Raw genomic sequence first — 14,065 nt, forward strand, 5'->3', positions numbered from 1 at the left:
GGTGCAGACCCCCGAGACGATCGAGGCGATGCGGGTCGCCGGGCGGATCGCCGCGCGGGCGATGGCCGAGGCCGCCAAGCTGATCGCGCCCGGCGGGTCCGCAGCGGGTTACTCCTCCGGGACCGGTGCGGCTTTACGGACCAGCTCGGTGACCTCGCGGATCGTGGGCGTACGGAAGAAGTCGTCGAGGTCCACACCGACCCCCAGCTGCTTCTCGACGGCGTCCAGGACGGAGATGGCGAGCAGGCTGTGGCCGCCCTCGTCAAAGAAGTCGGCGTCAGGGTCGACGGGCCCGGCGGCGAGGACCTCCTCGAAGATGGCCGCGACCGTCGCCGTCACCTCGTCGCCGCCGGACGCCGCCGGGCCGGGTGTCCCGGCCGGGGATCCGGTGACCGGCTCGGCGTACCGCTGTGCGGGCACCGCCGTCCCGGCGAGCCGGACCAGCGCTGCCCGGTCGATCTTCCCGCTGACCATCCGGGGCAGGCCGTCGATCAGGGTGAGGGAGCTGGGCACCATCGCGGGCGGCAGCGCGGCGACGGCACCGGCCCTGATCTCCTCCACCGTGGTGTCCCGGACGGTCAGCCAAGCCGCGAGCGACGGGGCGCCGTCGGGGCCCGGCACCACGGCGACCGCCGCCTGCGAGACCCCCGGCAGCAGCGCCAGCACGCTCTGCACCTCGCCCGGCTCCACCCGGTGGCCACGGATCTTCACCTGGTCGTCGGCCCGCCCGGCGAACTCAAGCATGCCGTCCGGCCGCCACCAGACCAGGTCGCCGGTGCGATAGCTGCGTCCGCCGGGCACCTCGGCGTCGGCGACGAACGCCTCGGCGGTCATCTCCGGACGGTTGCGGTATCCGTCGGCCAGGCCGTGGCCCGCCAGCCTCAGCTCCCCGACGAAGCCGACCGGCAGGGCGCGGCCGTCGGCGCCGGTCACGGTGGCGACGGTGTTGCCGATGACGTGGCCGATCGGCAGGCCGGGGCCCGCGTCCGTGCCATGGTCGAAGGCGGTGGCGCCCACCGAGCTCTCGGTCGGGCCGTACTCGTTGATGAGCCGGACGCCGGGCAGCCGCTCGTGGTGACGCCGCACCAGGTCGGCCGTGGTGGCCTCGCCCGCGACGGTGACGGCGTGGAGCGAGCCGGCGGCGCCCGCGAGGTCGTCCAGGAGCACCCGGTACAGGCTGGGGACGGTCGTCAGATGGGTGACGCGGTGCTGCTCGGCCAGCTCGGAGAGCTGTCGCGGCAGCAGCTTGTGGGTGTCCGCGAGGACGAGTCGGCCGCCGGAGGCGAGCACCGGGAAGAGGTCGGCCACCGAGCTGTCGAAGGCCAGCGACGGCAGCTGCAGCAAGCGGGTGCCGGCGTCGAACCGGTGGTTGCCCACCTTCCAGTGCACATAGCTCGCGATGGCACGGTGCCGGACCTCCACCCCCTTGGGCTTGCCGGTCGAGCCCGACGTGTAGACGACGTACGCGAGATCGTCCGGGCGCGGCCTGGTCGTAGCCGGCACGGTGGCATCGGCGTGGGGGTCGGCCGCGGCGCCGATGTCGATGACCGGGGCGGTGAGCCCGGCGGGCAGCATCGCGCGCAGCTCGGGTGCGGCGAGCACCGCCGAGCACGCGGCGTCGTCGAGGATCTCGGCGAGCCGAGGGGCCGGAGAGCGGGGGTCGAGCGGCACGTAGGCCGCGCCGGCGAGCAGCGTGCCGGTGATCGCGGGTACGGCGTGGACCGACTTGCCGGTGAGTACCGCGACCCGGTCGCCCCGGCCGATGCCCGACGCGTGCAGCCGGGCGGCCACCACCTGGGTGGCCTGCCAGAACTCCCGGTACGTGAGGGTGTCGGAACCCGCGACGACCGCCGGGCGGTCCGCATGCGCGCGGACGGCCTCCTCGATCGGCGCGGTGAGCGTCGTGGTGACGCTGTCCGGCACGAAGGTCCTGCGGCCGAATCCGATCGCCGTCGCCATGTCGTCGGGGGCGGCCGGTGCCAGTTCCGCGACGGCGCCGTGCGGCTCGGTGAAGCCGGTCAGCGTCTGGGAGACGGACCGCAGCAGGATCTCCAGGAACCATGCCTCGGCGCGCTCCGGGCCGGCTTCGGCAACGAGTTCACGGCTGCCGTCGGCGGCGGGCGCGGTCAGGGTCAGTTCAATGGTGTCCCGCTCGGACGCCTGCTCGGCGGGGGTCTCGCCGACCCGGGCGGAGCGGACCAGAAGGACTCCGGCGAGGGCCGCCGTCACGTCGGCCGGGGCGGGGGCCGAGCGCAGCGCGGCGTCGACGGCGCGGACCAGGTGCGCGACGGTGGGCAGCGCGGTCAGGCCGACGCCGCACAGCACCGGGCCGGCCGGTCCCGACACGGCCACCGCGGGCTCGTCGGTGTGTTCCGCCGAGCCGACCACCACCGCGCTCGCCGCGGTGAGGGCGACCAGTTCCTCCAGGGGGCGTCCGCCGGACACCCTGGCGAGGCCGTCGGCCGCACCGGCGGTCAGCGGGAGCCTGGCATGGGCCCTCGCGGGCTGCAGGGCGCCCCGGCGTCGCGGGCGGATCGTGGTGGCGGGCACAGCAGAGTCAGATATCACTGGCGCATTCCCTTGCTCTGGGATCGATCAAGACAACTGCCTGTCGGCACGGCGGCGTTCGGCGCACGGCGCGCCGCCATGGGTTTCGTGACGCGTCCGCCGTGATCGGCTGTGAACGCCGCGCCGGGCGCGTGCGGGCGCCCCCCTCACCGGGACGGCACGCGGGTTCCCGCCTCGCGTCAGCCGCGCTTGGCGTGCATGTTGGCCATGCCTTCCTTGCCTTGCGCCTTCAGCGCCTTGAGGCGGTCCTGACGCAGGCGCGCGTCGCTGCGCGAGGCGATCCACTCGTTCTCGCGGAGCAGTTTGCGGTAGCTGTCCAGGCGGCGCTGGGACAGCATGCCGTCCTCGATCGCCTCGATCACCGCGCAGCCGGGCTCGGCGACGTGCTCGCAGTCGCGGAACCGGCACTCCTCGGCGAACTCCTCGATCTCCGAGAACGTCTGCTGCAGACCGTCGGTAGCGTCATACATGCCGACGCCGCGGATACCGGGGGTGTCGATGAGCACACCGCCGCCGGGCAGCGGAATCAGCTCGCGGGTGGTCGTGGTATGACGGCCCTTGCCGTCGCGGCGGGTCTGACGGGTCTCCATCGCGGACCGGCCGAGCAGTACGTTGGCGATGGTGGACTTGCCGGCGCCCGACTGGCCGACCAGGACGCTCGTCCCGGTCAGGAGTGCCGAGAGGATGTCCATCCCGTCGTCGGTGGTGGCGCTGACGACCAGCACGTCCACTCCGGGCGAGGCCTGCTCGACCGTCTCGCGGACGGCTTCCACGTTCTCCGCGAGGTCGGACTTGGTGAGGATCATCAGGGGCTGGGCGCCGCTCTCCCAGGCGAGGGCGAGGAACCGCTCGATCCTGCCGAGGTCCGGCTCGGTGTCGAGCGCCACGACGACGCCGACGGTGTCGACGTTGGAGGCGAGCACCTGGCCCTCGGAGCGCTGGGAGGCACTGGAGCGGACCATGGCCGTGCGCCGCGACATCAGCGCCTGGACGTAGGTGCCGGCGGCGCTGACCGAGACCGCCGCCCAGTCGCCCGTACAGGGCATCTTCATCGGGTCGGGGTCCGACACCGGACCGGTGTCGGCGTGCACCACGGTCACCTCGGAGTCGCCGTCGGCGATCACGACGTCGCAGCGGCCGCGGTCGACGCGGACGACCCGGCCCGGCACCCACGAGGCGTCCGCAACGGACGTGAAGTCGTCGTCGAGCTCAGGGGACCATCCGTAGGCCTCCAGCGGCCGCGGGTAGTTCGAATCGGCCGAAGAAGATGAGTGACGCAACGCGATGAGCCCTTCGGGAGGCGTTTTTTGGCCGGGTGGACGCAAGTCGGGATTGCATCGGCGGCTGGACAGGAAGACGTAGGGGTGGGCTGCTTTGCAGGGACGCCGCAATGGCGGTGGCGGCAAATAGCCGCCCCGCCCTTGGCCGACTCCGACGCACCAGACATTTAATGCCGTCGACGCTACGACAGCCCCGGGCGACCCGCAACACCCCTCAATGGTGAACGGCTTGAACTTCCCGTTCAAGAGGGCAAGTTCCCGCAATCGGAGATCATCCTCGGATAGAGTGTGCGCGCCATCCCCGTTGCACGCGCGTCGAGTTCCACTCCGCCGGGGGCAATCACCCACATCAGTGCGGACGTCCCGATCCCACCAACGACTACCGGGCGTCCCGTCCCACGATCCCGACTCAACTCCACTCCTGCGAAAACCGGTAAACCGATATCAGGGAGATTTCTGTGAGCCCGGACGAGACCATTACCCATCTCATGGGCGCGACCGCCGTGATCCTGGCGGCCGCCCACGGGGCGGGCATGCTGGCACGCAAACTCGGACAACCCTCCATAGTAGGCCAGTTGATAGCCGGAATCGCCCTGGGGCCGAGCCTGCTGTCCCAACTCCCGTCCTCCGTCGGCAACACGCTCTTCCCGGCCGAGATCGCACCGATGCTGACCGCCCTGGGCCAGGTGTCGCTCGTCCTGTTCCTCTACTTCGTCGGCTACGAGCTGGATCTGGGCCTGCTGCGCGGCCGCTCCCGGTCCACGCTGTCCGTCGCGATGGCGGGCTTCCTGGTGCCGATGGTGCTGGGCGCGGGCGCCGCGATGCTCTTCCACGGGACCCTGCACGAGCTCGGGCTCCCCGAGGACATGTCGGCGCGCTCGGTGGTCTTCCTCGCCGTCTCCCTGTCCATCACGGCCGTTCCGGTGCTGATCGTCGTGGTGCGGGAGAACGGCCTGGCCGGTACCGTGCCCGGCGTCGTCGCCGTGTCGTCCGCCGGTCTGATCGACGTGGTGGGCTGGTCGGTCCTGCTGGGCACCATCATGGACGGTGGCGACGGCTCGGGTATGTCGCTCCCGGTGCGTCTGGTCCTGCTCGCCGTGCTGGTCGTGGTGATGGTCTGGCCCGCGCGTCTGCTGCTGCGCCGCCTCATGCGCTCGCTCGGCGTGTCCTCGGCGGCCCGCCTCTCGGTGCTGGTCGGGTTCGCGTTCGCCGCGGCCTGGGCGACCAGCGCCCTCGGACTGCACGTCATCTTCGGCGCGCTGCTCGCCGGGGTGGTGACGCCGCGGGAGCCGGACGGCACGCTCAGCCCGGACCTGGTGCGCTCGCTGGACAGCATCGGGTCCCTGCTGCTGCCGTTCTTTTTCGTAGTCTCGGGCCGGAGCGTCTCCATCGGATCGCTGGACGGCACCGCGATCGCCGTCCTCATGGCGGTCACGGTGCTCGCGGTCTTCGTCAAGGTGGTGCCCGGCGCGCTGGCGGCCCGGATGTCCAAGCTGGACAACCGGACGTCGATGACGATCGGGGTCCTGCTCAGCACCCGCGGCCTGACCGAGCTGATCGCTCTCAACGCGGGTTACGAGGCCGGTCTGTTGAGCGGTCCGCTCTACACCGTGCTGGTCCTGATGGCCATCGCCACCACGCTCCTGACCCAGCCGCTGCTGGTCCTGGTGCAGCGCGTCTGGAAGAAGGACGACACAGCCGGGGGCCAGGACGCCGGCGGCGCCCCGGGCGACGTCGAGAAGACCGTGGGCGCCGGCCACAAGCCGGCCTGACCCGCGGGGCAGCACAAAGGGGCGGAGGGGATGTCCCCCTCCGCCCTTGCTGCTGTGCGTTACGCCTTCGCGGACGACGCAGTGCGGTACAGCGCCCGCATCTCCTCCTCCAGGGCCTTGACCTGGTCCAGACGCGGGCGGCTCTTCGGCGCGAAGAGGCCGTCCTCCTCCCAGCGCTCCGGATCCAGGCTCAGCACCGCGACGTTGAGCCAGCCGCGGGCCCTGACCTCCTCCAGGCGCTCGGGCAGCGCGTCCTCCAGCGCGAGGTAGAAGATGACGTGGGCCAGTTCCTCGATGCGCTCCAGGCCGTCGCGCACGCTCGTGAGGACCGTGCCGTAGTCGGGCGTCCCGGCGCCGGGCAGGTTCTGCACGAAGAGCCGGGCGAGTGTCGGCACGTCGTCGAAGTAGTCGATGTAGTCGAACTCGAAGACACCGCGGTAGGTGCGGGCCCAGCTCTGGAAGAGGTTCATGATGTTGCCCTGGGTCGCGATCGCGTGCGCCCCGAGGGAGCTGAGCGTCGTGCTCGCCGACTCGTCCAGGAAGGTCTTCCCGTAGAACTGCGGGTCGGAGAAGGACCATCCGACGTAGTAGTCCCAGATCGTCTTCAGCGACATGATCACGGCGTTGTCGTGGAAGACGTACGAGCCCTGGATGTTGTTGGTGAGCCCCTCGGCGAGCGAGAGGAACCAGCGGTTGGCGTAGCGCACGAAGCCCTCGTCGAAGGCTCCCTTCGCGTCGCGTCCGACCATCTCGGTCACAAAGCTGTTCGCGTAGCCGATCAGGTTGGAGCCGACCGAGTAGTACGGGTCGGCGAAGACTCCGGCGTCGCCGACGCACGCCCAGCGGTCCTGCGAGAACACCTGGTGCGAGGAGTGGCTGTAGTTCTTCAGCACGCGGAAGTCCAGGACGGGCAGCTCACGGATGGCCGGGGCGAAGCCCGGGACCCGCTCGACCACGAAGTCGATGGCCTTCTCGATACGGTTGAACTTCGTCACGGGGTGCAGGTCGTCGGAGACGACTATGCCCACGCTGGTGTGGTCGGGGGCCAGCGGGATCGCCCAGACCCAACCGCCCTTGAACATGAAGTGGTTGGTGGAGTGCCAGCGTGGCTCGGTGATCCGGTCGTGCCAGTCGGTGTGCTCGGCGCCGACCACCTCGTCGGTGTCGAGCCGGCCCTCGAGGCGGAACCAGACCGAGTTGTGCGGCTTGGGATAGCGCTTGGTCAGGTCGAGCTTGCGCTGCAGCAGCCGGTGCCGCCCGGTCGCGTCGACCGCCCAGCGGCAGGTGACGGTGGTGGGCTCGCCCTCGCCGTCGGGCTGGTAGGTGACCCGGTGCGGTGTGTCCTGCTCGCCGAGCTCGATGTCGAGGACCTTGACGCCCTGCGCCAGTACGGCTCCGGCGTCCTCGGCCACCACCCTGAGGTGCTCCTCCAGGGAGCCGCGGTTGAGCTGGTAGGACTTCGCGGGCAGGAACCGGTTGACGCCGAACTCCGTCTCCTGGTGCAGCCCTTCGCCGTCCCCGTAGAAGTACCGCAGGCCTAGCTTCTCCAGCTGGTGTTCGTCGAGGTAGTCGCGCAGGCCGATGACGGTGTCGAAGTAGTACGCGCCCACCTCGACCGACGACTCGCCGACCTTGAACGCCGACAGCGGGATCGGCGAGCGCTCGCGCTCGCACACGAGGACCGAGAGCGACGGGTACGCGTCCTTGAGCTGCTTGGCCAGGCAGAGCCCGGCCAGTCCGCCGCCCGCGATGACCACGTCGTAGTCGACACCGGTGAACATGGATTCCGTACCGCGTTTTCCGCTCAAGATGTACCCGCCTTGTCGCTGTGTCGGTTCTCGATGGTTCGGGCCAGACTCCGGATGGTCCGGTCCGTGTAGACAGCCGAGTTGTCCAGCTGGACGCCGAGCCGCTCCTCGACTCCGGCGACGAGGTCCATCACGCTGAGGGAGTCGCCGCCGAGGTCGAAGAAGTCGTCGTCGAGGTCGATGCGGTGGGGGGCGAAGAGCTTCTGCCAGATCTCCAGGACGACGGCTTCCACCCGCGTCGCGGGCTCGGGGCCGGGGCCGGTGCGGCCGACGGACTCCTCGTAGCGGACGCCCAGCGCCACCTCGTCGACCTTGCCGTGAGCGGTGAGCGGCAGGGAGTCGACCGGGATGACCGCCGAAGGCACCATGTACCCGGGCAGGTTCTCCTGGGCGAATGCCCGCAGCCGGTCGACGTCATGGGCCGCGGGACCCTCCACGAAGGCGATCAGGAGCGGTGTGCCGGCATCCGTGTCGCGGCTCAGGAGGTGGACGTGGCGAACCCCGTCCTCCTTCGAGAGGACCTGGGCCACATGGCCCAGCTCCACGCGGCGGCCACGGATCTTGACCTGCCCGTCCCGCCGCTCGACGAACTGCAGGTCACCGCCCTCGAACCGCCGGACGATGTCCCCGGTGCGGTAGAGGCGCTTGCCCGCGGCCGGCGCCGTGGCCGGCGTGAAGAACCGTTCCGCGGTCAGCTCCGGGTTGCCCAGGTAGCCGCGGGCCAGGCCCACTCCGGCGAGATGGAGTTCGCCGATCCCGCCGGGTGCCACGGGAGCGCCGTCCTCGTCCAGGACGAATGCCTCGGTGTTGTCGATCGGCTTGCCGATGAGCACGCTCTCGTCGGTGGCCGCGAGGGCGTGCACGGTGGAGCAGACGGCGTTCTCCGCGGGGCCGTACTCGTTGAACAGAAGCACGTCGGGAAGCCGCAGGAAGTGTTCCTGGGACACCTTCGTCGTGAACCACTCCCCGGCGATCGTGACGCTGCGCAGGGATTTCAGCCGCTGCGCCGCCATCCCGCCCAGGAGGCGCCGGTACAGCGCGGGTGTGATCAGGAAGTGGGAGACACCGCGGTGTTCCATCAGACCGGTGAGGTACGACCGGTCGGTGATCCGGTCCCGGCGCGGCAGGAGCAGGCGCGCGCCGGACGTGAGGGCGCAGAAGGTGTCCGCGACGGCGCTGTCGAACGACGGCCGCGGCATCGCCAGGGTCACGTCGTCGGGGCCGAATCCGTAGTAGGCGTTGCGCCAGGTCAACGTGTTGACGATCGAACGGTGCTCGACGGCGATGCCCTTGGGGGCGCCGGTCGTGCCCGACGTGTACATCACGTACGCGAGGTCGGTGGGCGTGGCCACCGGCGCCGGGTCGGACTCCGGTGTGGCCAGACCCGGGCCCATGACGTCGAGCACGAACAGTTCGCCGCCGAAGAACACCGCGCCCGCGGCTGTCGACGACTCGATCACCATGGCTGCGGGTGCCACGTCCTCGATGATCCGCTGGGTCACACCAGGCGGATTGTCGGGGTCCAGGGGGACATAGGCGCCGCCGGCCTTGAGGGCGGCGAGCATGGCGACAATCATGTCCGGCGGGTGCCGGACCAGGATTGCCACCCGGTCGTCGGGGCGTATTCCGCAGTTGTCGCGCAGGTGGTGGGCCAGTTTGTTGGCCTTGCGATTGAGTTCGCCGTAGGCCAATAATTCTTCTTCGAATTCCAGGGCGGTATTTTCGGGGGCCGCCCGTACGCGTTCCTCGAAAAGGGAAGTCAGGGTCTTCGGGTCGTCTCGGTTCGTCGCCAAACGTCCCCCTGCGGAATTAACTTGAATTCTCATCTCGAGTAGACTAGCCGCCGCCGATCGGGTGATCAAGGGGTCCAATTAGCGCTTCTTTGTTGTCATTTCGGGGCCGGGCGCATGCCGAAAAACCCGGCCGCGAAGGATTGGTTCGGCGGTCGTGCGGCCTAACGTTCCAGGGTTCGGACGAGTGCGCCGGTCGTTTCGGCCCGTGCCGTCTGCGGAAAGAAGTGGCCCCCCGGCACGGGCACGACCTCGAACGGCCCCGCGCACAGCGCCCGCCAGCTCGCCGCCTCGTCGGCCGTCACCACCGGGTCCTCGTCGCCGTACATCACCGTGACCGCGGTGGTGACGTGCGAGCTCGCGGGCGGCGGGCGGTAGGCCGCCTGCGCGGTGAAGTCCGCGCGCAGCACCGGGAAGAGCCACTCGCGAAAACCGGGCCGGCTCAGGCCCGCGGTGTTCGCGCCGAGCCGCTTCCAGAGCAGCTCGATCTCGTGGTCGTCGCCGGGCGGCTCCAGGGTCGTCGCCCCCGGTGCGACCGCCGCAAGGACGACGAGGTGCAGCGGCGGTCGCCCGGCCAGTGTCAGACGGCGCGTCAGTTCGTAGGCCAGGGCGGCCCCGAAGCTGTGTCCGACCAGGACCAGCGGGTCCGGGAGCGCGAGGACGCCCGGCAGTACGTCGGCGATCAGCTCGTCCACGGATGACAGCGGCGCCTCTCCGCCACGCTCCTCACGGCCGGGACCCACGTGGCCGTAGAGCGCGAGGCGTTCGGGGAGCAGGCGCCGCCAGGGCGCGAAGCCGGTCGCTCCCCCGCCCGCGCACGGGAAGCAGACCAGCGTGGCACGGTCAGCATCGGCCGTGCCCGGATCCGGAGTTGACGTCGGAGGCGAAGGCGGCGGACCGAAGCGGCGCAGCGGCGCGCCGCCCTGCCCGGCGTTGCTCTGCATGTACGCACCACCCAAAAGGTTCTACGACGGGCACAGCGGGACGGGGTACCGCTCGGCGCCTACTGGTCCGTCGGGGCGACCACGGGCCAGGTGCGCTCGGCCCGGTCACGCAGGAGCTCGGAGGTGACGCCGCGTTCGGCGGTGAGCCCGCTGAGGACGGCGGCCTGCTGGACCGGCTCGGCGTCCGCCTCGTACTCGGAGCCGGTGAGGTGCTTGAGCCAGGGTTCCAGGCCCATGGCGTAGGCGTAGACGTGGCGGGCGTTGAGCTGCCGGGCGAGTTGGTCGGCCTGCGCGGCGTCGCTGCCCTTGAGTCGGCGGCCCTTGTTGTGCTCGCGGGAGAGCTTCTTCTCCAGCAGCGGCCCGTACAGCCAGCCGAGGGGGGCTCCGACGCATTCGAGGCCGATGAAGAGGGCGTCGAGCGGAGCCTCGGTCAGCCCGGGGACGTTGTCGTAGAGGGCGGGTTCGAGCGGTGTGATGTCGGTGGCGAAGAGGAACCTGCGGCCGCCCGCCCGGACGAGCGGGACCATCTTGGTGCGGATGTCGAGGTCGGCGTGCTCACCGACGAAGGGGAGTGCGGTGACCTCGACTTCGCCCGCTGTGCGGCGGGTGTCCAGCTCGGCGAGCTCCTGGACGTTCGGGAAGCCGAGCGCTTCGAGCATGGTCTTGAGGCTGGGATCCGCGAGCGAGCCGCCGGAGGCGCGCGGGACGAGGATCGTGCCGATGCGGGTGCGCAGTTGGAGCAGCGTCTCCAGCGAGAAGTGGTCCGAGTGGAAGTGGCTGATGACAACGGTGTCGATGCGCTGCGGAAGGTCCTCGATCGTGAAGTGCTCGTGCCCGTCCTCGGTGTACCCGATGAGCGGGTCCAGGAGCACGGAGGTGCTGCCCGTCTCGATGAGCACGGAGGCGTGGTTGAGGTAGCGCACCCGGACGTCTCCGGCCGGGGGCGGGGTGTGGGCCGGCGGCGGGGTCGCGTGGAACAGGGCGGTGAAGGCGGGGAGATCGGCGTCGTCGATGCCGAGGCGCTCCGCCAGGTCCGGAACGTCGACGGGGGCGAGGCGCGCCGCGAACAGCTCGTCCCACAGCGGCGAGTCGAACGGTACGTCGATGTCCAGGCGGTCGGCGCTGGGCAGCACGGGGCTGCTGTACACGAACGGCTGGGGTTTCGGCGCGGCCATCAAGGACACGCACTGCCCGTGCCGCTCGAAGGCCGGCGACGAGTACATCAGCGACTCGAAGAACCGGAAGGTCGGCCGGTGGGCGGTGTCGTAGACGAGCTCGACGCGGCCGCGGAGCGATGCCGGGACCTGGGGGTAGAGGGGCTCCATCGGTCCGCCGAGCGCCTTCTCCCGCAGCAGGGCCCGGAGTTGGTCGATGTCGTCGGCGAGCTGGAGCTTGGCCTGGCCGTCCTTCGCCATGGTCTCGCGGGCGGCCTGGACGTCGTCCTGGTCGGCGCCCTGGGGGTCGAGGAAGGGCGCGCCGTAGCGGTGGGGGTCCGCGGTGACCGAGTCGTGGATGTGCGGGGCCTTCAAGTAGCTGTCCACGATGGGCAGAAGACGGTCCCGCAGATTGAGCGCACCGGTGTGGGGAGCCAGGAGATAGGGCCACGCGTACCAGCGGTGCAGCAGGGGCTGCGCGACCACGGACGGGCGGAGGTAGAGCTTCTGGTGTGCCGGCACGTTGCTTCCCTCACTGTCGATGATGTCGGTGGGTGGGGATGGTTCGCGGCATGGGCGTGCGTGCGCGCGCATGCCGTCGAGGAGGGCGCAAGGCGCGGGGTGTCCGGCCTGGTCCCGGTTGAGACGGTCGTGTCACCAGGGGGGGGTCGAAGCGGTGGTGTCACCCGGTTCGAAGGAGACGGGTCACCGGGTCAGTGGCGGTGGTGCGGTGCCCTGTATGCGGTTGAGTCAGCCCCTCTGCTTCGCAGCTCCGTTCATGTCTGTCACAGTGCCCAGTTTCATCAATCCGGCGCTCTCGGCGCCCAGTTGGGAATCGATCACAGCGCTGATGCATCTCTAACTACGATCCCCCGATTGATCCAAGGCGAACGCAAAGTGACATGGATTACATGGAGCGGGGCCGCGCGCTCGTGCTTGACCGGGCCACTTCGGCCGCCTCACCGGCAGGTACGGCCCCGCGGGCCGTCCGTCGCCCGCCGTGCGGCCACGCACCCGCGTCTCACCTTTCTTGGCGGTTGCCGGTGTTCACAGCTCCGGGGGAAGCCCCACCAGGCGGGCGTTTTCGTTCCAGAGCCGGTCGCACCGGTGGACGTCGGTGGTGTGCGGTGCGGTGGGGACCTGCTTGCGGTTGACGAAGAAGCTGCCGGTGGTACTACCGATCTTTGTCAACCAGACCGGTGTGTCGGCGCCAGTGTCGGGTTCGGGGCTGAATGGGTTCGGGGCGGCGCCGAAGAGCTTCAACGACCCCGACCCGCTGCCGGTCCTCCTCGGCCCCGCCAACCGCCCGCTGCCGGCGACGACACCCTGATCGCCGAACTGCGCGCCGACGGCATCGCGCCGGACGAGGTCCTTGCCGACGACGACCTCATGCAGCTGCTGCTGCCGGTCCTCCGCGCCGACATGGAGGTCGTGGACAACTACCCGTGGACAACTACCGGTACGACTCCGCGCTGCCGCCGCTGCATGCACCGCTGACGCTCTCCTACGGGGCGGGAGAAGTGCCCGACGTGGACCGGCTGGTCGAGGAGTGGGCGCCCTCGGCAGCCGTGCGTCCAAAGCCCATGGCTTCCCCTGCGCCCACTTCTTCGTACGCACGGCACGCGATCTGGTCCTCGGAAGGCTGGCCAGGGACATAGAACTGAGGGAGGGCGTGCAGTAGCCACTGGAGCGGCGGGACCCGAGCGCAGGACTGGTGCCGGCCGTCCGGGTCAGCTGTTCCGGCCGAGGAACGTCGAACGATCACCTCGTACCGATCACACCGCCGACCGGCCCGAAAACCCCACCCGTCGCTCACACCAGAGCCCGCGACCTGCGGCTTCAGGTTGTCGCGCGCCCCGTTCGCGCTCGCCGGTCAGCCGGCGAGCACACCGGTGCCGAGCAGCCCGAACAGCGCCACGCCGATCACGATCCGGTAGATCACGAAGGCGTTGAAGGAGTGCTTGGCGACGAACTTCAGCAGCCAGGAGATCGAGCCGTACGCGACCACGAAGGAGACGATCGTGCCGACGGCCAGCGGGGCGGCCCCCACCCCCGCGCCCAGGGCGTCCTTGAGCTCGTACAGACCGGCGCCGGTCAGGGCCGGGATACCGAGGAAGAAGGAAAGCCGGGTGGCCGCGACACGGTCCAGGTCGAGGAGGAGCGCGGTCGACATGGTGGCGCCGGAGCGCGAGAAGCCCGGGAAGAGCAGCGCGAGGATCTGCGAACCGCCGACCAGCATCGCGTCCTTGAACGAGGTGTCGTCCTCGCCGCGCTTGTGCCGGCCCATCCGGTCCGCCGCCCACATCACACCGCTGCCGACGATCAGCGAGGCCGCGACCACCCACAGCGAGGCGAGCGGCCCCTGGATGAGCGGCTTCGCCGCCAGGCCCACGATCACGATCGGGATGGTCGCGTAGATGACCCACCAGGCGAACTTGTAGTCGTGGTGGTAGCGCTCCTCGCGGTCGCGCAGGCCCCGGCCCCAGGCGGAGAGGATCCGGACGATGTCCTTGAAGAAGTACACGAGCACGGCGGCGATCGCGCCGACCTGGATGACCGCGGAGAACCCGACGACGGCGTCGTCGTCGACGGGGATGCCCATCAGCCCCTCAACGATCTTGAGATGGCCGGTGGAGGAGACGGGGAGGAACTCGGTCACTCCCTCGACGGCACCGAGGACGACGGCCTGACCGACGTTGATGACGCTCATGGAATCCAGTTCTGAGGAGTTGGTCGACAGTGCTGCAGA

General features: G+C 70.2%; 9 protein-coding genes and 1 pseudogene. 2 read left to right on the forward strand and 8 right to left on the reverse strand.

All coding sequences use genetic code 11. The annotated features are described in order from the left end of the window. Window position 1: 1 nt before the first annotated feature. Window positions 2-94: pseudogene (locus AB0D57_RS21120) on the forward strand (type I methionyl aminopeptidase); the annotation flags it as partial. A gap of 14 nt (window positions 95-108) precedes the next feature. Here the strand turns inward: AB0D57_RS21120 and AB0D57_RS21125 are convergent. Further along, a complete protein-coding gene (locus AB0D57_RS21125; protein WP_362074819.1) occupies window positions 109-2,568 on the reverse strand; it encodes a non-ribosomal peptide synthetase in 2,460 nt (819 codons plus the stop codon). A 179-nt stretch (window positions 2,569-2,747) separates the two neighbouring features. Next, the gene (gene rsgA / locus AB0D57_RS21130; RefSeq protein WP_362074822.1) at window positions 2,748-3,848 is read right to left on the reverse strand and encodes a ribosome small subunit-dependent GTPase A; all 1,101 of its coding nucleotides are present in this window, start codon (window positions 3,846-3,848) and stop codon (window positions 2,748-2,750) included. Window positions 3,849-4,306: 458 nt separating this feature from the next. Here rsgA and AB0D57_RS21135 point away from each other — a divergent pair, with 458 nt between their 5' ends. Next, window positions 4,307-5,620, forward strand: a complete 1,314-nt coding sequence (locus tag AB0D57_RS21135; RefSeq protein WP_362074825.1) for a cation:proton antiporter — start codon at window positions 4,307-4,309, stop codon at window positions 5,618-5,620. Window positions 5,621-5,679: 59 nt separating this feature from the next. Here the strand turns inward: AB0D57_RS21135 and AB0D57_RS21140 are convergent, their stop codons facing one another. The 6 genes from AB0D57_RS21140 to AB0D57_RS21165 all read right to left on the reverse strand — a co-directional run bounded on the left by AB0D57_RS21140 (window position 5,680) and on the right by AB0D57_RS21165 (window position 14,026). Beyond that, complete coding sequence (locus AB0D57_RS21140) at window positions 5,680-7,428, reverse strand: tryptophan 7-halogenase (protein WP_362074828.1); 1,749 nt, start codon at window positions 7,426-7,428, stop codon at window positions 5,680-5,682. Continuing rightward, window positions 7,425-9,221 carry an amino acid adenylation domain-containing protein gene (locus tag AB0D57_RS21145; RefSeq protein ID WP_362074831.1) on the reverse strand — a complete coding sequence of 599 codons (1,797 nt, stop codon included), beginning with the start codon at window positions 9,219-9,221 and terminating at the stop codon, window positions 7,425-7,427. The genes AB0D57_RS21140 and AB0D57_RS21145 overlap by 4 nt, the downstream gene beginning before the upstream one ends. A gap of 161 nt (window positions 9,222-9,382) precedes the next feature. Next, window positions 9,383-10,162 (reverse strand): alpha/beta fold hydrolase, encoded by a 780-nt coding sequence (locus AB0D57_RS21150; protein WP_362074834.1) that lies wholly within the window; start codon window positions 10,160-10,162, stop codon window positions 9,383-9,385. Between the two features lie 59 nt (window positions 10,163-10,221). Beyond that, the gene (locus AB0D57_RS21155) at window positions 10,222-11,838 is read right to left on the reverse strand and encodes an MBL fold metallo-hydrolase (protein WP_362074837.1); all 1,617 of its coding nucleotides are present in this window, start codon (window positions 11,836-11,838) and stop codon (window positions 10,222-10,224) included. A gap of 525 nt (window positions 11,839-12,363) precedes the next feature. Further along, a complete protein-coding gene (locus tag AB0D57_RS21160; protein WP_362074840.1) occupies window positions 12,364-12,807 on the reverse strand; it encodes a hypothetical protein in 444 nt (147 codons plus the stop codon). A gap of 382 nt (window positions 12,808-13,189) precedes the next feature. Continuing rightward, window positions 13,190-14,026, reverse strand: a complete 837-nt coding sequence (locus AB0D57_RS21165) for an undecaprenyl-diphosphate phosphatase (RefSeq protein ID WP_362074843.1) — start codon at window positions 14,024-14,026, stop codon at window positions 13,190-13,192. Window positions 14,027-14,065: the final 39 nt, after the last annotated feature.

The organism is Streptomyces sp. NPDC048275 (assembly GCF_040652275.1).
Taxonomy (GTDB): domain Bacteria; phylum Actinomycetota; class Actinomycetes; order Streptomycetales; family Streptomycetaceae; genus Streptomyces.

Bases quoted from the DNA above. Each gene is read 5' to 3' on its own strand.
- AB0D57_RS21150 (WP_362074834.1), bottom strand. From the start codon at position 10,162: ATGCAGAGCAACGCCGGGCAGGGCGGCGCGCCGCTGCGCCGCTTCGGT.
- AB0D57_RS21165 (WP_362074843.1), bottom strand. From the start codon at position 14,026: ATGAGCGTCATCAACGTCGGTCAGGCCGTCGTCCTCGGTGCCGTCGAG.